General features: G+C 74.2%; 16 protein-coding genes. 3 read left to right on the top strand and 13 right to left on the bottom strand.

The window, feature by feature from the left end; translation table 11 throughout:
• Window positions 1–12: 12 nt before the first annotated feature.
• From BLT52_RS18620 to BLT52_RS18560, 12 genes are all read right to left on the bottom strand, one after another.
• Complete coding sequence (locus BLT52_RS18620; protein WP_197679106.1) at window positions 13–933, bottom strand: sucrase ferredoxin; 921 nt, start codon at window positions 931–933, stop codon at window positions 13–15.
• Window positions 930–2,123, bottom strand: coding sequence for a cupin domain-containing protein (locus BLT52_RS18615; protein WP_090595603.1), 1,194 nt, complete (start codon window positions 2,121–2,123; stop codon window positions 930–932). Before BLT52_RS18615 ends, BLT52_RS18620 begins: the two co-directional genes overlap by 4 nt.
• A 17-nt stretch (window positions 2,124–2,140) precedes the next feature.
• Window positions 2,141–2,416 (bottom strand): BatC protein, encoded by a 276-nt coding sequence (locus tag BLT52_RS18610; protein WP_090595602.1) that lies wholly within the window; start codon window positions 2,414–2,416, stop codon window positions 2,141–2,143.
• 159 nt (window positions 2,417–2,575) lie between these two features.
• Window positions 2,576–4,375: an ABC-F family ATP-binding cassette domain-containing protein gene (locus tag BLT52_RS18605; protein ID WP_090595600.1), complete on the bottom strand. Its 1,800-nt coding sequence runs from the start codon at window positions 4,373–4,375 to the stop codon at window positions 2,576–2,578.
• Entirely contained in the window at window positions 4,372–5,847 is a 1,476-nt protein-coding gene (gene gndA, locus BLT52_RS18600) for an NADP-dependent phosphogluconate dehydrogenase (RefSeq protein ID WP_090595599.1), read from the bottom strand. Before gndA ends, BLT52_RS18605 begins: the two co-directional genes overlap by 4 nt.
• Before the next feature lie 21 nt (window positions 5,848–5,868).
• Window positions 5,869–6,621, bottom strand: a complete 753-nt coding sequence (locus tag BLT52_RS18595) for a DUF4191 domain-containing protein (protein WP_090595597.1) — start codon at window positions 6,619–6,621, stop codon at window positions 5,869–5,871.
• An 8-nt stretch (window positions 6,622–6,629) separates the two neighbouring features.
• Window positions 6,630–7,583 carry a lipoyl synthase gene (gene lipA / locus BLT52_RS18590; RefSeq protein WP_090595595.1) on the bottom strand — a complete coding sequence of 318 codons (954 nt, stop codon included), beginning with the start codon at window positions 7,581–7,583 and terminating at the stop codon, window positions 6,630–6,632.
• A 20-nt stretch (window positions 7,584–7,603) separates the two neighbouring features.
• The gene (gene lipB / locus BLT52_RS18585) at window positions 7,604–8,326 is read right to left on the bottom strand and encodes a lipoyl(octanoyl) transferase LipB (RefSeq protein ID WP_331712550.1); all 723 of its coding nucleotides are present in this window, start codon (window positions 8,324–8,326) and stop codon (window positions 7,604–7,606) included.
• 638 nt (window positions 8,327–8,964) lie between these two features.
• Window positions 8,965–10,902, bottom strand: a complete 1,938-nt coding sequence (sucB, locus tag BLT52_RS18580; protein ID WP_090595593.1) for a 2-oxoglutarate dehydrogenase, E2 component, dihydrolipoamide succinyltransferase — start codon at window positions 10,900–10,902, stop codon at window positions 8,965–8,967.
• Window positions 10,903–11,047: 145 nt separating this feature from the next.
• Complete coding sequence (gene lpdA, locus BLT52_RS18575; RefSeq protein WP_090595592.1) at window positions 11,048–12,460, bottom strand: dihydrolipoyl dehydrogenase; 1,413 nt, start codon at window positions 12,458–12,460, stop codon at window positions 11,048–11,050.
• Between the two features lie 730 nt (window positions 12,461–13,190).
• Window positions 13,191–13,805 carry a CE1759 family FMN reductase gene (locus BLT52_RS18565; protein ID WP_090595589.1) on the bottom strand — a complete coding sequence of 205 codons (615 nt, stop codon included), beginning with the start codon at window positions 13,803–13,805 and terminating at the stop codon, window positions 13,191–13,193.
• Window positions 13,802–14,968 (bottom strand): LLM class flavin-dependent oxidoreductase, encoded by a 1,167-nt coding sequence (locus tag BLT52_RS18560; protein ID WP_090595588.1) that lies wholly within the window; start codon window positions 14,966–14,968, stop codon window positions 13,802–13,804. Before BLT52_RS18560 ends, BLT52_RS18565 begins: the two co-directional genes overlap by 4 nt.
• Before the next feature lie 110 nt (window positions 14,969–15,078).
• On the opposite strand from BLT52_RS18560, the gene BLT52_RS18555 reads away from it, so the two are divergent.
• The 3 genes from BLT52_RS18555 (at window position 15,079) to BLT52_RS18545 (ending at window position 16,175) form a co-directional block, all read left to right on the top strand.
• Window positions 15,079–15,378, top strand: coding sequence for a hypothetical protein (locus BLT52_RS18555; protein ID WP_090595586.1), 300 nt, complete (start codon window positions 15,079–15,081; stop codon window positions 15,376–15,378).
• Between the two features lie 32 nt (window positions 15,379–15,410).
• Window positions 15,411–15,767 (top strand): VOC family protein, encoded by a 357-nt coding sequence (locus tag BLT52_RS18550; protein WP_090595584.1) that lies wholly within the window; start codon window positions 15,411–15,413, stop codon window positions 15,765–15,767.
• A gap of 75 nt (window positions 15,768–15,842) precedes the next feature.
• Complete coding sequence (locus BLT52_RS18545; RefSeq protein WP_090595583.1) at window positions 15,843–16,175, top strand: hypothetical protein; 333 nt, start codon at window positions 15,843–15,845, stop codon at window positions 16,173–16,175.
• Window positions 16,176–16,214: 39 nt separating this feature from the next.
• Here BLT52_RS18545 and BLT52_RS18540 read toward each other — a convergent pair whose 3' ends face one another.
• A complete protein-coding gene (locus BLT52_RS18540) occupies window positions 16,215–17,720 on the bottom strand; it encodes a leucyl aminopeptidase (protein ID WP_231946394.1) in 1,506 nt (501 codons plus the stop codon).
• Window positions 17,721–17,742: the final 22 nt, after the last annotated feature.

The raw sequence follows: 17,742 nt of genomic DNA, 5'->3' as shown, positions 1-17,742 counted from the left end.
TGACCACCGCCCTCAGGGCAGCCGGTCCACCCGCACCGAGGTGACCTGGTGCACCAGCGCCCGCGCCGGCGACGCCGCCCGGCAGGTCAGCTGGGCCGCCGGTGCCCGCTCCGCCGACAGCTCGACGGTGATCTCGGCCGCGTGGGAGCGGCTCCGCAGCCGGACCCGCTGGACGCCGCCCGGCCCGGTGCCGTTCTCGGGGAGGGTGTGCCCGAGCACCTCCAGGTCGTGGCGGCCGGCGGGCCCCAGCTCCCGCAGCGCCCCCACGACCGCCACCTGCTCGGGGATCGAGAGGGTGGTGTAGCCACGCAGGTGCGTGGCGGTGACCCGTCCGGCCAGGTGGTCGGTGACCACCTCCACCGCCGACCCGGCGTCGAGCCCGCCGTAGTAGACGCCGTCCGGTGCCACCACGACGTTGGCGGCGAACCGGTCCCCGCCGACGTGGCTGCACTCCCACACCAGCTCGGGCCACCGGTCGGCCAGCGCGGCGGCCACCGGTCGGCCCCGGACGGCGCAGCAGGTGTCGTGCAGGCCGTGGGCGCAGACCAGCAGCACCGGCGGCAGCCCCGGCGTCCCGGGTGCCCGGAGCGCCTCGGTGATCTGCAGCAGGTCGCGGTCCTGCTCCCAGGAGCCCCAGGTCTGGCGGTAGTCGCCGGAGTCCTCGTGCTCCAGCACCGCCCAGCACCGGGGCGCCGACCCGTCCTGGCGGCCTGGCCGGCGGACCAGCAGGATGCGGGCGCCGGCCTCCTGGGCGGCGCGGACCACGGCCCGGCGGACGCCGACCTCGACGTCGGTGTCGGCGAAGCCCCGGGCGGGCCAGCGACCGGAGCGCTCGACCAGGACCCAGCGGCGTCCCGGCGGGGCGGTGCCCAGCATCGGGTCGTCGCGCTCCCGGGCCCCGTCGGTGCAGGGCGGGAGGAGTGGCTCGCTCACCCGGGCACGAGGATCCCGGCGCGCAGCAGACGCCGGGCCAGGTCGTGGCCGAGGTCGGCGACGGTGCGCACCTGGCCGGTCAGCAACCGCTCCACCGCGTCGGTCTCCTCGGCACCGACCGGGAACGGGGTCACGCGGCTGGTCAGGGTGGCGTCCACCAGGCGGGCGTCCAGCGCCGGGCGGAGCCGGACGGCGGTGTCGTCCTGCAGGTCCTGCAGGGTGGCCAGCTGGGCCAGCGGGCCCAGCGGGGCGGGACGCGTCTGGCTGCGCTGCGTCCGGCGCAGCGCGGGGGCCGGGTCGGCGTCGGTGAGGGCGGCGGTCAGCCGCTCCCGGACCCGGTCGACCTCGGCCGCGACGTCCAGCGGCCCGAGGGGGAGCGTGGCGCGCATCGCGGGGTCGTCCTGCAACGAGCGCAGCGCGGCCTGCACCAGCTGCTCGGCCACCGCGAAGCGGGTCCAGATGTGGACGCCCAGCGTGAGGTGGATGCTCACCGCGCCCTGGGCCTCGGCCGCGTGCAACCACCCACGGGGCAGGTACAGCACGTCCCCGGGCTCGAGCACGGTGTCGACCACCGCCTCGCCGCGGGCCGCCTCCTCGACCGCGGCCCGGCGGTCGGTCCACGGCTGGTCGCGCAGCGGGTCGGGGTGCACGGGCTCGTGGATGATCCACCGCTTGCTGCCCTCGACCTGCAGCACGAAGACGTCGTGCACGTCGTAGTGGTCGCTGAAGCCGCGGTTCTGCGGCGGGGTGATGTAGGCGTTGGCCTGGACCGGGTGCCCGAGGTCGTGCGCCAGCCGGGAGCAGAGCTCGCCGACGGGGTCCCAGGTCCGGTGCAGGGCCTGCAGGACGAGCGTGGCGCCGCCCTCGAGGTGGCGCCACAGGGCGGTGTCGTCGAGCTGGTCACCGATCGAGGCACCGACGCCGCCGGGTGCGGTGAAGCTGCTGTTCGGCAGGGTGGCGCCGTCCTTGGCCACCCTCAGGAAGGGGGTGCGGAGACCGCGGCGGGAGATCAGCTCGTCCACGGCGGCGGAGCCGAAGAGCCGGTCGCCGCCGAGGTCGCGACCCCGGCTGACCAGGGGACGCTGCGCCCAGTGGGCAGAGGCGAACTCCTCGGGGTGGACGTCGACCAGGGAGCCCAGGACCCCGCCCTCGGTGAGGGCGGGGTCCTGGGTCTGCTGCTGCTGGGTCAAGGGAGGGGGACCAGCCGTCAGAGGCTGGAGTCCGCGCCACCGTCGGCACCGCCGTCGGCCACGCCCGGGGTGCCCTCGGCGCCGCCGTCAGCGGGGCCCTCGGCGCCGGAGTCGGCGCCACCGTCCGCGCCACCGTCGGAGACGCCCGGGGTGCCCTCGGCGCCGCCGTCAGCGGGGCCCTCGGCGCCGGAGTCGGCACCGCCGTCCGCGCCGCCGTCGGAGACGCCCGGGGTGCCGGCGGCACCGCCGTCGGCGGGACCCTCGGTGTCGGGCTCAAGGGTGCTGTCGGTCATGTTGCTCCTTCTCGTCCGAGGACCGGGGTCCTCACCTGCCCGGCGTCGCCGGGTGCCCCGTCGGGGCCGTCTGGTGCTACATCTACCCGATGCCGCCTGGTGCGCACCGGGCGGGTCCGGTGGTCGTGGGTCCGCGCCCCGCAGCGGTGCGGTCCGGGGTCAGCCGACCGCCTCGGCGGCCTCCAGCCAGGACTCCTCGAGCTCGGCCACGCGGGCCTCGGCGGCCTGCAGATCGGTGGTCAGCGCGGCCAGCCGCGGGTAGTCGCTGGCGGCCTCGCCCATCTGGGCGTGCAGCCGCTCGATCTGCTGCTGGGCCTTGGTGAGCTGGCCCTCGATCCGGGCCAGGTCCTTGCCGGCCTGGCGCCGCTCGGCCGCGCTGGGGCCGGTCGGAGCCGTGGTGGCGGAGGTCCCGCTGCCGGTCGCGGGGGAGCCGCCGCTGGAGGCCCGGCGGTGCTCGAGGTACTGGTCGACACCGCCGGGGAGCAGCACGCAGCGGCCGTCGCCCATCAGCGCGTAGGTGACGTCGCAGACCCGCTCCAGGAAGTAGCGGTCGTGGGAGACCACCAGCAGCGTGCCCGGCCAGGAGTCGAGGTGGTCCTCGACCACGTTGAGGGTGTCGATGTCCAGGTCGTTGGTGGGCTCGTCCAGCAGCAGCACGTTGGGCTCGGCCAGCAGCAGCCGCAGCAGCTGCAGCCGTCGCCGCTCCCCGCCGGAGAGCTCACCGACCCGGGTGACCAGCTTGTCCCCGGTGAAGCCGAAGTCCTCCAGCAGCGAGGTGGTGGAGATCTCCCTGCCGCCGGCGGTGACGGTGCGCCGGCGGATCCGGCTGACCGCGTCCAGCACCCGGTCGTCGGGGTCGGTGGCGGTGACGTCCTGGGTGAGGTGGGCCAGCTGGACGGTGCGGCCACGCTTGACCGTGCCGCTGTCGGGCTGCTGCTCCCCGGCCATCAGCCGCAGCAGGGTCGACTTGCCGGCGCCGTTGACCCCGACCAGCCCGATCCGCTGCCCGGGCCCGATGGACCAGCTCAGGTCGTCCAGCAGCACCCGCGGCGGCTGCTGCTCACCCGGGCGGGGCGGCAGCGTCAGGTCGACCGCATGCAGGTCGATGACGTCCTTGCCGAGCCGGCTGAGGGCGAACTGCTCCAGCTGCAGCCGGTCCCGGGCGGGCGGCACGTCGGCGATCAGGGCGTTGGCGGCGTCGATCCGGAACTGCGGCTTGGACGTCCGCGCCGGCGGCCCGCGCCGCAGCCAGGCCAGCTCCTTGCGCAGCAGGTTCTGCCGCCGCTCCTCGCTGCTGGCCGCCTGCCGGGCCCGCTCCGCACGGGCCAGCACGTAGGCGGCGTACCCGCCCTCGTAGGCGTCCACCGTGCCGTCGTGGACCTCCCAGATCCGGGTGCAGACGGCGTCGAGGAACCAGCGGTCGTGGGAGACCACCAGCATCGCGGTGCCGCGGGCGGCCAGGGCGCGGAGGTGCTCGGCCAGCCAGGCCACCGCCTCCACGTCCAGGTGGTTGGTCGGCTCGTCGAGCACCACCAGGTCGTGCCCGGCCAGCATCAGCTGCACCAGTGCGGTGCGGCGGCGCTCACCGCCGCTGAGCCGGGCCACCGGGGCGTCGAGGTCGATCTCGGCCAGCAGCTGCTGGACGATCGCCCGCATGGTGGCGTCGGCGGCCCAGACGTGGTCCGGCTGCCCGTCGACGATGATGTCGCGGACCGAGGCCTCGGGGGCGAAGTCGTCGGCCTGGTGCAGGTGCCCGATGGAGACCGTGCCGGTGCGCGTCACCGCGCCGGCGTCCGGCTCGTCGCGCCCGGTCAGGATGTTGAGCAGGGTGGACTTGCCGTCGCCGTTGCGCCCGACCACGCCGATGACGTCCCCGGCGGTGAGGCCGAGGCTGACCCGGTCGAGCAGGGTGCGGGTGCCGTAGCCCTTGCTGATCGCCGACGCGTTCAGGAGGTTCAGTGCGTGTCCTCCGCCGAGATCTCGGACCGGTCGCCGGACCAGAGGGTGTGGAAGGTGCCCTCGCGGTCGATCCGGCGGTAGGTGTGGGCGCCGAAGAAGTCGCGCTGGGCCTGGATCAGTGCGGCGGGGAGCCGCTCGGAGCGGAGCGCGTCGTAGTGGGCCAGGGCGGCGGCGAAGCCGGGCACCGGCACCCCGGCGGCGACGGCCACCGAGACCACCCGGCGCCAGGCCTGCTGGGCGGCCTCCAGCACCTCGACGAAGACCGGCGCGACCAGCAGCGACACCAGGTCGGGCTGGTCGCGGTAGGCCTCGGTGATGCGGTCCAGGAAGCGGGCCCGGATGATGCAGCCGGCGCGCCAGATGCGGGCCACCTCACCGCGGTCGATGTCCCAGCCGTAGGTGCGGGCCCCGGCGGTGATCTCGTCGAAGCCCTGGGCGTAGGCCAGCACCTTGGAGGCGTAGAGCGCGAGCCGGACGTCCTCCACGAAGCCGGCCGGGTCCTCCAGCGCGGGGGCGGAGGAGGGGCCGGGCAGGTCGCGGCAGGCGGCGCGGACGTCGGTCTGGGAGGACAGGCTGCGGGCGAAGACGGCCTCGGCGATGCCGGAGACCGGGACGCCGAGGTCGAGGGCGGTCTGCACCGTCCAGGAGCCGGTGCCCTTGGCGCCGGCGGCGTCGAGCACCACGTCGACCAGCGGCTGTCCGCTGTCGGCGTCGACGTGGCGCAGCACCTCGGCGGTGATCTCGATCAGGTAGGACTCCAGGTCCCCGGTGTTCCAGTCCGCGAAGGTGTCCGCGGCCTCGGCCGGGGTCTGGCCCAGCACCCGGCGGAGCAGGTCGTAGGACTCCGCGATGAGCTGCATGTCGGCGTACTCGATGCCGTTGTGCACCATCTTGACGAAGTGGCCGGCGCCGTCGGTGCCGACGTGGGTGACGCAGGGCTCGCCCTGGGCCACCGCGGCGATGCTCTCCAGGATCGGGCCGAGGGTCTGCCAGGCCGCGGCGCTGCCACCGGGCATCAGGGACGGCCCGTTGAGCGCCCCCTCCTCACCGCCGGAGATGCCGCAGCCGACGAAGTTGATGCCCTTGGCCCGCACGGCCGCCTCGCGGCGGATGGTGTCGGTGAACAGGGCGTTGCCGCCGTCGACGATGATGTCGCCGGGCTCGAAGACCTCGCACAGCTCGTCGATCACGGCGTCGGTGCCGCGGCCGGCCTTGACCATGACGATCGCGGTGCGCGGGGTGGTCAGCGAGGCGGCGAAGTCGGTGATGGAGTAGGACGGCACGAACCCGGCCTCGGGGTGGTCCTCGATCAGGCGGTCCACCTTGGCGTCGGTGCGGTTGGTCACCGCCACCACGTTGCCCTCGCGGCTGGCGAGGTTGCGGGCCAGGTTGGAGCCCATCACCGCCAGCCCGACGACGCCGATGTTTGCGATGGGCTGGGCAGGCTGCTGCTCAGGGGACTTCTCGGTCATGGCTCTCCTGCGAGGGGTGGGTCAGCGGCCGCGCAGGCCCTGGCGGGCACCGCGCATGGAGGTGGGGACGGGGCCCTTGGGCATCGGCACCTTGGGACGGACGGCGTCCAGGGCGCGGAGGCGGTTGCGGACCTCGGTGATCTGGTGGGCCTCGATCGCCTTGGGCAGCTTCTGGATGTGCTTGGCCAGCTGGGCCAGCGGCACCTGGCCCTGGCGGTCGCCCATCACCAGCGTGGTGACGGGGACGCCGTAGGCGACGTTCTCGTGCTTCTTCTGCTCGCTGGCCAGCAGCGCCCGCAGACGTCCGGGCTCGCCCTCGCCGATCAGCACGATGCCGGCCGGGCCCAGGGTGCGGTGCACCACGTCCTGGTGGCGGGTGGCGGTGACCACGGGGGAGGAGATCCACCTCTTCGGCAGCATCGACAGCGCCACCTCCGCCGAGCCGGACTGGCCGGCGTAGCGGATGTAGGTGGCGCGCTTGGTGCGCTGCACCAGCACGATCATGGTCAGCAGCAGGCCGACCATCAGCCCCAGCAGGGGGAGCGCGAACCACTGCTCGAGCAGGATCCCCGCGACGGTGCCGAGGGTGGCGGGGATGCCGAAGGCGGCGGCCAGCAGGAACGGGAGCTTCGGGTCGTGCTCGTGGGTGATCCGGTAGGCCTCGCGGATCTGCCGCATCCGACCCATGTCGGCCGGGTCCGTGCTGGCCCGCTTGCGCGCCTTCTCCGCCTGCTTGAGCTGTCGGGCCGCGACCTTGTCGGGGTCCTTCGCCATCGTCGGTGTCACCTCGTCCGTGCGTCGTGCGGCGTGGCCCCGGAACGGGCCTCGAGGGCCTGACGGTACAGCCTGCCGGCGCGGTAGGACGAGCGGACCAGCGGGCCGCTCATCACGCCGGCGTAGCCCATGGCCAGGGCCTCGGCACCCATCTCGTCGAACTCCGCCGGGGTGACCCAGCGCTCGATCGGGTGGTGGCGCGGGCTGGGGCGCAGGTACTGGGTGATGGTGATGATCTCGGTGCCGGCGTCGTGCAGCTGCTGCAGCGCCTCCGAGACCTCCTCACGGGTCTCGCCCATGCCCAGGATGAGGTTGGACTTGGTGACCAGACCGGCTTCGCGGGACCAGCGCAGGACGTCCAGGGAGCGCTCGTAGCGGAACCCCGGACGGATCCGCTTGAAGATCCGCGGCACCGTCTCGACGTTGTGGGCGAAGACCTCCGGGCGGGTGGCGAAGATCGACTCCAGGTGGTGGCGGTGGCCGGTGAAGTCGGGGGCCAGCATCTCGACCCCGGTGCCGGGGTTGAGCTCCTTGATCTTGCGGATCGTCTCGGCGTACAGCCAGGCACCCTCGTCGGGGAGGTCGTCGCGGCAGACGCCGGTCACGGTGGCGTAGCGCAGACCCATCTTCTGCACCGACTCCGCCACCCGCAGCGGCTCGCCGGCGTCGAAGTCGGCCGGCTTGCCGGTGTCGATCTGGCAGAAGTCGCAGCGGCGGGTGCACTGGTCGCCGCCGATGAGGAAGGTGGCCTCGCGGTCCTCCCAGCACTCGAAGATGTTGGGGCAGCCGGCCTCCTGGCAGACGGTGTGCAGGTCCTCGTCCTTGACCAGCTTCTGGAGCGCGGTGTACTCCGGCCCCATCCGGGCCCTGGTCTTGATCCAGCTCGGCTTCTTCTCGATCGGGACCGCCGCGTTGCGTACCTCGAGGCGGAGCAGCTTGCGTCCTTCGGGAGCGATCGTCACCCGGACACCCTACTCGCCGCTCAGCGTGCTCCCACGCTCAGGCCGTAGCTGATCGGGGGCTGCTCGGCCAGGTCCGGGGAGGACGTGTAGGCCGCGAAGGAGAGCAGCTCCTCCAGGTGCGGACGGACCGCCTCGACGGCCTCCAGCAGGGTCGGCGCGGCCTCCACGCCGAGCTCGGCGGCCAGCGAGGTGACGCCGGCGTCGGTGATGCCGCAGGGCACGAAGGTGTCGAACATGGACAGGTCGGGGTCCACGTTGAGGGAGAAGCCGTGCATGGTGGTGCCGTAGGCCACCCGGATGCCGATCGCGGCCACCTTGCGCTCGGGCCGGGTGCCGTCCGCGGCCACCCAGACCCCGGAGCGTCCGCGGACCCGCCCGGTGTCCAGCCCGAGGTCGCCCAGCGCGCGGATCAGGGCCTCCTCCAGCCGCCGGACGTAGTCGACGACCTTGACCGCCTCGGGCAGCCGGACGATCGGGTAGCCGACCAGCTGGCCGGGCCCGTGCCAGGTGATCTTGCCGCCGCGGTCGACGTCGACCACAGGGACGCCGTCGGCGGGACGCTCGTGCGGCTCGGTCCGTCGCCCGGCGGTGTAGACCGACGGGTGCTCCAGCACCAGCACCGTCGGCGGCCGCGTCCCCGCCGCCACCTCCGCGTGCACCCGCCGCTGGAGCTCCCACGCCTCGGTGTACTCCACCGGGGTGGGCGGGGTGTCGGCCAGGCCGACCAGCTGCACGTCGATCACGCCCCGACCCTACCCGCGTCGCAGGGCTCGGCCGCCGCACGCCCGTGGCAGCCGATCCCGACGGATCTCGCCGGTCAATGCCCCGCTCGAGCGGCTCCACCCTCGTCGTGCTGGGCCCGAGGCCGACCCTCACCACCACTGCCCGTCACCATCCGCCTCCGTCGGGGCTCAGCCCTCCGGCTCGGCGCGGCCGCGTCGCCGCTCCGCGAACTCCACCAGCTGGCCGGGCCCATCCACCTCCTGCCCTCCCGGACGGCCGGGACCCACCACCCCCGCCCCGTCCGCCCCGCCGCATCGCCCAACCGGAGCCGACACCGGCGCCAGTACGACGTCCTGCCGGGTAGTCCCGGTCACACGTCGCACTTGGGCCCACACCGCCTGTGCAGGCCATAGCGGGCACCGGCTGCCACCCGCCCAGCAAGCGTCCGTGCTCCGGGAGGGGGTGTCGGGGTGTGGCGGGCGTTGTGCCGAACTCCTCCGAGGAACGAGGAGGAGGCTCGGCCGGGCGGGACACCCCCTCCCGGAGCACGGACGCGCCCCGACCACAGCGCCAGGGCTGACGACCCCGCCTCCCGGTCGTCCACAGACGCAGAGACGGCCCCCGGGAGTGATCCCAGGGGCCGTCAGAGCGAAGAGACTCAGGCGAGCTCGGAGGCGAAGTCGCCGGCCTCCAACCGAGCCTTGACCGCGCTCAGGAAGCGACCCGCGTCCGCACCGTCGACCACGCGGTGGTCGTAGGTCATCGACAGGTACATCATGTCCCGCACCGCGATGGTGTCGCCCAGCTCGGGGCTGCTGATCACGACGGGGCGCTTGACCAGCGCGCCGGTCCCCAGGATCGCCACCTGCGGCTGGTTGATGATCGGGGTGTCCATCAGGGTCCCGGTCGAGCCGTAGTTGGTGATCGTGAAGGTGCCGCCGCTGAGGTCGTCGGGGCTCAGCTTGTTGCTGCGCGTCCGGTCGGCCAGGTCGGTGATCTTCTTGGCGATGCCGGCCAGGTTGAGGTCGCCCGCACCCTTGATCACCGGGACGATCAGGCCCTTCTCGGTGTCGACGGCGATGCCGATGTTCTCCACGCTCGGGAAGCTGATCGTGCCGGCCTCGGTGTCGACGGTGGCGTTGACGTTGGGGAAGGCCTTGAGGGTCTCCGCCACCGCCTTGGTGATGAAGGGCAGGTAGGACAGCTTCGCGCCCTCGCGGCGGGCGAAGTCGACCTTGTGCTTGGCCCGGAGCCGGGAGATCGCGGTCAGGTCGACCTCGACGGTGGCGGTGAGCTGGGCCGAGACCTGCAGCGACTCCACCATCCGGGAGGCGATGACCTTGCGCAGCCGGCTCATCTTCTCGGTGGTGCCACGCTTCTCGCTGACCTCGACGGCCGGGGCGGAGGCCGCCGGGGCCGGGGTGGCGGCGGGAGCCGGCTCGGCCGGGGCGGCGGCGGCCTTCTTGGCCTCCTCGGCGGCAGCCAGCACGTCCTGCTTGCGGATCCGGCCGCCGACGCCGGTGCCGCTGAGGGAGGACAGGTCCACCCCGTGCTCGGCGGCCAGCTTGCGGACCAGCGGGGTGACGTAGGTGTCGGCGTCGCCACCGCTGGCGCGGGGGGCGGCGGGCTTGGGGGCCTCGGCCTTCGGGGCCTCCTGCTTCGGCGCCTCGGCCTTCGGGGCCTCCTGCTTGGGTGCCTCCTGCTTCGGCTCCTCCTGCTTCGGGGCCTCGCGGGGCGCGGTCTGGGTCGGGGCCTCGGCGGGGGCGGGGACCGGCTCCTGGCCGCCCTCGTCACCGGCGTCGGCCTGCTCCTCGACCTCGGTGCCCGAGCCGGCGTCGCCGCCGGAGGCCTCGGGCTGGTCGCCCGCGTCGTCACCGGAGCCCGCCTGGGAGGCGTCGCCGATGACGGCCAGCACGGCGCCGACCTCGACGGTCTCGTCCTCGGCGACCTTGATCTCGAGCAGGGTGCCGGCGACGGGGGAGGGGATCTCGGTGTCGACCTTGTCGGTGGAGACCTCCAGCAGTGCCTCGTCGGCCTCGACGGTGTCACCCACGGCCTTCAACCAGCGGGAGACGGTGCCCTCGGTGACGCTCTCACCCAGGGCGGGGAGCTCGACGTTCGTGCCGCCGCCACCGGTGGAGGACCCGCTGGGCCGCGGCTGCTCCTGCTCGGCCATGTCGTTGGGCTGCTCGGCCTGGGCCGGCTGCTGGGACTGGGTGTCCTCCTCGTCGGAGACGGGGGTGCGGGCACCGGTCTGCTGGGCGCCGGAGGCGTCGTCCTGGCCGTCGTCGGACGCGTCCTCGGAGGGGGCCTCGGCCTCACCGGCGTCGGAACCGCCGTCGGAGTCCGGGGACTCGTCGGCGTCGCCGATGATCGCCAGCACGGCGCCCACCTCGACGGTCTCGTCCTCGGCGACCTTGATCTCGAGCAGGGTGCCGGCGACGGGGGAGGGGATCTCGGTGTCGACCTTGTCGGTGGAGACCTCCAGCAGTGCCTCGTCGGCCTCGACGGTGTCGCCCACCTCCTTCAGCCAGCGGGAGACGGTGCCTTCGGTGACGCTCTCACCCAGGGCGGGCAGCGGGACGGACGTCGACATGATCTGTGTGGACCCCTTCGGAGCTCGACTGCGTTCGCCGCGCCGTGGCACCGCGGCCCGAGCGGACCTGGGCGACGTCGACGCGTTTCGGCGGTCAGCCTATCCCTCCCGGCCCCGGACGGCGCCCCGCGGTGCGCCGGAGGGGTCAGCCGTGCGCGTGCAGCGGCTTGCCGGCCAGCGCCAGGTGGGCCTCGCCGAGCGCCTCGGACTGGGTCGGGTGGGGGTGCACCAGCGCCGCGACCTCCTCCGGCCAGGCCTCCCAGCCGACGACGAGCTGGGCCTCGGCGGCCAGCTCGCTGACCCGCGCGCCGACCATGTGGATGCCCACCACCGGCCCGTCGACCACCCGCACCACCTGCACGAACCCCGACGTCCTCAGGATCTGGCTGCGTCCGTTGCCGGCCAGGTCGTAGCGCACCACCTCGACCTCGCCGTGGCGCTCTCGGGCCTGGGCCGTGGTCAGCCCGACCGAGGAGACCTCCGGGTCGCTGTAGGTGACCCGGGGGACCAGGTGGTCCTCCACCACCGGTGTGGCCCGCTCCAGCAGCCCGCGGCGGACGGCGACCTGCTCGGCCACCGCGATCCCGTGGGCGAAGCCCCGGTGGGCCAGCTGCAGCCCGGCCACCACGTCACCCACCGCCCACACCCCGGGCAGCGGGGTGGCCAGCTGCTCGTCGACCACCACGAACCCCCGATCCAGCGGCAGCCCGACCGCCTCCGCGCCGATGTCGTCGGTCACCGGGCCGCGCCCCACCGCGACCAGCAGCACGTCGGCCTCGACGGTCTCCCCGTCGGTCAGCGTCACGGTGACGCCGTCCGCGGTGGTCGTCCACGACTCCAGCGGCCGGCCCAGTCGCTGGCCGATGCCGCGCTTGCGGAAGGCCCGCTGCACCGCCGCGCTGATCTCGGGCTCCTCCGCCGGGAGCAGCCGGTCCAGCGCCTCCACCACGGTCACCTCGACCCCCAGCGAGCGCCAGGTCGAGGCCAGCTCGCATCCGATCACGCCCCCGCCCAGCACGACGGCCCGCTCCGGCAGCCGCTCCAGCCGGAGGGCGTGGTCGCTGGTCAGGACGCGCTCCCCGTCGGGCTCCAGACCGGGCAGGGTGCGCGATCGCGACCCGGTGGCCACCACCACGTGGTCGGCGCGCAGCAGCCGGTCCCCGGCGCGGACGGCCACCCGGTCGCCGTCGCGCTCCAGGCGTCCGTAGGCGGGCACCACCTCGATGCCGCGGGAGCGGACCAGACCGGTGAGCCCCTGGTGCAGCCGGGCGACCACCGCGTCGGCGTACCCGCGGACCCCTGCCACGTCCACGCCGTCCAGGCTGGCCCGGATGCCGAACCGCTCGGCGGAGCGGACGCTGTCGGCCACCTCCGCGGAGTGCAGCCAGGCCTTGGTCGGGATGCACCCGCGGTGCAGGCAGGTGCCGCCCAGCTCGGCGGCCTCGACCAGCACGACCGACAGCCCCAGCTCGGCGGCCCGCAGCGCGCAGGCGTAGCCGCCGCTGCCCCCGCCCAGGACGACGAGGTCGGGCTCGGCGGGGGTCGTGTCGGCGCTCATGGCAAGGGATCCTCCCACCGTCGGGCGGCGCTCGTCGTCGGGAGGTCGGCCCACAGCGCCTTGAGCCGGGGCCCCACGGCTTGCAGCACCGTCGCCGGTCACGAGGTCGCCCCGTGATCAGGGCACGCGCTCGTCCGCGGTTGACCGGGCCCTGCGCGGAGGTCGGCCGCTCTGGTCACGCAGAACCGGTCGCTGAGCCCGACGGCGCTCGCCGGGGCGGGAGACCGTCGGGCTGGTGACCGGTTCTGCACGCCACGGGGGAGGCGACGCCCGTTGCTGTGCAGAACTGGACCCTCAGCAGACAGCAGTCCCTCATGAGGCGGAGATGTCTGCTGAGGGCCCGGTTCTGCGCACGTCCTCCGTCGAGAGGGCGCTCGGGCCTTGCGGAGGGGTGCCACCCAGGGTGTCGCCACGCTGGCTGACTCCGCCGCGACAGGCGAGCTCATGGTGCGTCGGTCCCTCAGAGCTTGAGCCCGGCGCACCCGGGGATGGTGCCGGATGGCGGCTGACCAGGGTCGGCGTTCTCGGCCACGGCCTGGTCACGCAGAACCGGTCGCTGAGCCCGACGGCGCTCGCCGGGGCGGGAGGCCATCGGGCTGGGTGACCGGTTCTGCACGTCACCGGGGACGGGTCGCCCGTCGCCGAGCAGAACCAGCCTGCCCGTGGCGGAGTTCCCGTTGGGCGACCACGTCTTCTGCACCCACGTCGCACACCGGCCCGCAGCGACGGCTCAGCGCCGTCCGAGCAGCTGCTCGAAGGGGGTCAGGGCGGTGGGCGCCACCGCCTCGGGCTCCACCGCCACCGGACGTCCCAGCCCGATCAGGGCGGCCAGCTCGCGCCCGGCCCGGGTGATCCGGTCGGCGAGCTCGGTGTCGGAGCCGAAGTCGTCGGTCGCGGCCACCACCCCGGTCGGGGCCACCTGGGCCCGCAGGTAGCCGAACAGCGGGCGGAGCGACTGGTCCAGGGCCAGCGAGTGCCGCGCGGTGCCGGCCGTGGCGCCCAGCAGCACCGGGGTCCCGGCCAGCAGACCGGGCTCCAGCAGGTCGATGAACGTCTTGAACAGACCGGCGTAGGAGGCGGCGAAGATCGGCGTCACCGCCACCACCCCGTCCGCGGCGGCCAGCGAGTTCTGCACCCGCTCCAGCTGCTCACCGGGGACGCCGGTGAGCAGCTGGTCGGTCATCGCGTGCGCCAGCTCGCGCAGCTCGACGACCTCGACCACCACGTCCTCCCCGGCCTGGGCCAGGGCCTGCCGGGTCGCCTCGGTGAGCCGGTCGGCCAGCAGCCTGGTCGAGGAGGGCACCGAGAGCCCGGCGGAGACCACCACCAGCGAGCGGGTGGTCACCGGACACCCCCGGCGACCTCGACCGCGGCGGCGTCGGAGGCGCGGCGGGCGGCCTCCTCGTGCGGACGGACGTGGGCGTTGGCGTGCTGGCTGCCGGCCTCGCGCAGGGACGCGTGGGTGGGCGGGTCCGACGGCACGTGGGCGGGACGACGGGCCTCCATCTCCCGACGCAGCACCGGCACCACCCGCTCGCCGAGCAGGTCCAGCTGCTCCAGCACGGTCTTGAGCGGCAGGCCGGCGTGGTCCATCAGGAAGAGCTGGCGCTGGTAGGAGCCGGCGTAGTCGACGAAGCCGAGCGTGCGCTCCACCACCTGGTCGGGGCTGCCGACGGTGAGCGGGGTCTGCCGGCTGAACTCCTCCAGCGACGGGCCGCCGCCGTAGACCGGGGCGTGGTCGAAGTAGGGCCGGAACTCCGTCACCGCGTCCTGGCTGTTCTCGCGCATGAACACCTGCCCGCCGAGCCCGACGACGGCCGTGTCGGCCGGGCCGTGCCCGTAGGACTCGTAGCGCTCGCGGTACAGCTCCACCATCTGACGGGTGTGGCTGGCCGGCCAGAAGATGTTGTTGTGGAAGAAGCCGTCACCGTAGAAGGCGGCCTGCTCGGCGATCTCGGGGCTGCGGATCGAGCCGTGCCACACGAAGGGCGGCACGTCGTCCAGCGGCCGCGGGGTCGAGGTGAACCCCTGCAGCGGGGTGCGGAAGCGCCCCTCCCAGTTCACGACGTCCTCGCGCCAGAGCCGGCGCAGCAGGTCGTAGTTCTCCAGGGCGAGGTCGATGCCGCGCCGGATGTCCTTGCCGAACCAGGGGTAGACCGGGCCGGTGTTGCCGCGACCCATCATCAGGTCCACCCGGCCGCCGCTGAGGTGCTGCAGCATCGCGTAGTCCTCGGCGATCTTCACCGGGTCGTTGGTGGTGATCAGCGTGGTCGCGGTGGACAGCTGCAGCCGCTCGGTCCGCGCCGCCACCCAGCCCAGCAGGGTGGTGGGGGAGGAGGGGACGAAGGGCCGGTTGTGGTGCTCTCCGGCGGCGAAGACGTCGAGCCCGACCTCCTCGGCCTTGAGGGCGATGGTGACCATCGCCTGGATCCGCTCGGCCTCGCTCGGCGCCCGCCCCGTGGTGGGGTCCGGCGTGACGTCGCCGACGCTGAAGATTCCGAACTGCATGACGGGCTCCCTTGATGGTTGACGATTCAATCATCCATCTCAACGCGCAGCGGCCCGGACTATTCCGCGGGGTGGACCCCGCCGCACCCGTGGCCAGTAGCGTGCCCGGCGTGAGCCGACCCGGGAGCAGGCCGCGAGACGTCCCGCGGCCGGCCTGGCGCCCGGACCCGGTCCTCGCCGGGCGTCCGGACCCGGTCCTCCCGGGCGTCCGGACCGGTCCTCCCGGGCGTCCGGACCCGGTCCTCGCCGGGCGTCCGGACCTCGCCCGGCCGCGGCTGCGCGGCGGTCCCCTGGCAGGGAGGGTGACGGCGGCGGTGTCGGGGGTGGCCCTGCCGGTGCTCGCGCTCGGTCATGGGCCCGACGTCGTGCGCACCGCGCTGGCGCTCCCGGCGGTGACGCCCGAGGGGTGACACGCCCGGCACAGCCGGGCTAGCGTCCCGTCATGGCGATCGCGCGCTACCCGACCACCGTCCTCGACTGCCCCGACCCCGTCGTGCTGGCCCGCTTCTACGGCGCCCTGCTCGACTGGGAGGTCCAGGGCTCCGGCGACTGGGCGGAGGTGCGGGCCGATCACGGCCAGGTTCTCTGCTTCCAGCAGGTGCAGGGCTACACCCCGCCGAGCTGGCCCTCGCAGTCCCCGCCCCAGCAGATGCACCTCGACGTGGTGGTCGACGACCTCGACACCGCCGAGGCCGCCGTCCTCGAGCTCGGGGCGACCCGGGCCGAGCACCAGCCGGGGGAGACCTTCCGGGTGCTCCTGGACCCCGCCGGTCACCCCTTCTGCCTCTGCACCTCCTGACCGGCCGGGAGGCGGACGCCGGCCGGGACGGTCGACGTCCCAGCCCCGCTGGGGTCCGGCGGTGATAATGGCGGGGTGGGCATCCTCTCCAGACTCCGTCGGCGCCGCCCGGGCGGCCCGGCCACCCCGGGGCGCCCCGCGCCGATCAGCGACCTGGCCACCCGGCACCTGACGGAGTTCGCCACCTCCCGCCGCGGGGTGGAGGCGTGGGTCGAGCCGGCCACCAAGGTGACCGGCCCGACGCTGCTGCTGGTGGCCTACGACGGTGAGTGGACGCGACGCAGCATCCCCACCCCGTCCTGGGGGCACTCCTTCGCCGAGCACCTGGGGCTCCCGGGCTACGACGCCGGGGTGGTGGGCTACCCCCAGCGGATGCGCGACTGGAACTCGAGCCAGAAGGACCGCTGAGGCCGGGTCGTCGGACCCGGCCGCAGCGGCCCGACCCGCTCAGGCCAGCGAGCGCGCCACCTCGACCAGGGTGCGCACGGCCACACCGGTGCCGCCCTCGGGCACGTGGCCCCACGGCGAGCCGTTGTTGAAGGCCGGCCCGGCGATGTCCAGGTGGGCCCACGGGGTGCCGTCGGCCACGAACCGCTCCAGGAACGCCGCGGCGCTCATCGCCCCGCCCAGCCGGCCGCCGCCGGAGCGGACGTCGGCCACCTTGGAGTCCAGGTCGTCGCGGAACTGGTCGGTCAGCGGGAGCGCCCAGAACTCCTCACCGCTCACCTCCGCCGCGTCCAGCACGCGCTCCACCGCGTCGTCGTCGTTGGACATCACGCCGGCGATCCGGTCACCGAGCGCCACCATGCAGGCCCCCGTCAGGGTGGCCACGTCGATCACCAGGTCCGGCTCGTCGGCCTGGCTGCGGGCCAGGGCGTCGGCCATCACCAGCCGCCCCTCGGCGTCGGAGTTGACGTTCTCCACCGTCGTGCCGCCGTACATGGTCAGCACGTCCGAGGGGCGGTAGGCGGTCGCCGAGGGCAGGTTCTCCGCCATCGCCGCGTAGGTGGTCACGTTGACCTTGAGACCGAGGTCGGCCACCGCGCGGGTCGCCGCCAGCACCGCCGCCGCGCCGGCCATGTCGCACTTCATCGTGTACATGCCGTCGGCGGGCTTGAGGTTGAGACCGCCGGAGTCGAAGGTGATGCCCTTGCCGACGAGCACCAGGTGGGCGGTGGCGCCGCGCGGGCGGTAGGCCAGGCGCACCAGCCGGGGGCTGCGGGAGGAGCCGCCGCCGACGGCGAGCAGGCCGCCGTAACCGCCCTTGACCAGGTCGTCCTCGTCGAGCACCTCCACCGACAGCTTGGAGCCGCGGGCCAGGGTCCGGGCCTCCTCGGCGAAGGTCTCGGGGTAGAGCAGGTTGGGGGGCAGGTTCACCCAGTGGCGGGCGGCCAGCACCGCCGAGCAGGTGGCCCGGACCGTGTCGGCGAGCGGCTTGGCCTGGCGGCCGAGGTCGACCACGACGGTGACCGAGGCGACCGTGACCGGTGCGGGCTCCCCGGAGGTCAGCGGCTGGTGGCGGTAGGTGCCGAGCAGGGCGCCCTCGGCCGCGGCCTGGGCGACCTCGGGGTCCTTGCTGTGCGGGACCAGCACCACGCTGGCGCCCCCCTCGACGCCCAGACCGGCCACGGCGCGCAGGGCGGCACCGCTGGCCCGGCGGACCACCTCGGGCCGGATCGCGGCCACCGGGCCGAGTCCGACGACCATCACGCGGGTGGCGCTGCCGGCGCCGGGGAGCAGCACGGTGTGCCCGACCTTGGTGCGGGCGCCGAGCTCGGTGGCGACCTCGATCAGCTCACGCCCCAGCCGCTTGCTCCACGACGTCAGCAGGCTCCGGTCCGCGCCGACGACCTCGGGACCGTCGGCACCCTCCACCAGACCGAGCACGACGACGTCGGCGGAGCGGGGGGCGGTGGTGGAGAAGGTCAGCGAGGCGGGGGTGGGACAGGACACGTGTGCTCCTCAGGGTCGTGGA

This window comes from Auraticoccus monumenti, assembly GCF_900101785.1.
In the GTDB taxonomy this organism is placed as follows: Bacteria; Actinomycetota; Actinomycetes; order Propionibacteriales; family Propionibacteriaceae; genus Auraticoccus; species Auraticoccus monumenti.
This window is presented reverse-complemented; position numbering and strand designations above follow the sequence as displayed.